Source organism: Haloferax sp. KTX1, from assembly GCF_902410085.1.
In the GTDB taxonomy this organism is placed as follows: domain Archaea; phylum Halobacteriota; class Halobacteria; order Halobacteriales; family Haloferacaceae; genus Haloferax; species Haloferax massiliensis.
The window spans coordinates 1-480 of record NZ_CABPRH010000116.1 but is presented as its reverse complement, the minus strand read 5'-3'; the positions used below and the strand labels follow the sequence as shown (position 1 = coordinate 480).

1 protein-coding gene is annotated in these 480 nt (G+C 38.3%); it reads right to left on the bottom strand.

The annotated features are described in order from the left end of the window. Positions 1-435: phosphoribosyltransferase family protein (locus FY251_RS21055; RefSeq protein WP_222847873.1), on the bottom strand; the 435-nt coding region annotated here is incomplete at its 3' end. Positions 436-480 lie beyond the last annotated feature (45 nt).

Here is a 480-nt window from a genome sequence, read left to right as displayed (position 1 = left end):
TACGTTGCGCCACCCAGTTGTCATCATAACTACGCTATCATTATGCGCTTTAGCTCTTTCAAATAAGTTCGTCCAGTAGCTCTCCGGCTGGCTCAACTGATCAATAAAGTAGGCAATCACCAAAGAAGCAATATTCCGAATATCTTGAATGCTTCCGTACTTAGCGCGACTATAGGCTTCGACGAGACTTATCTCCTCAACCCCGGTATCCATGTTTCGAAAGGTTTCAGAGTTATCTTTAGTTATATTGTATAATGCATGCCCTCCAAAAACGGAAACATATTCATCCATAGTCATTTTGTTATCATTAAAAAGATTCGCCGCAAAATATCTAAACCCGTTATTTACATCCTCAGGGAGACGTCTTTTTAGTCTCCTTTCAAAGCAATCTAATTGAATACTGTACGGCTTATCCATCATATCATGCCAGTTCATATGTTTTACGTTTTCCATATATAGAGCATTAAATTATGTGAAGTT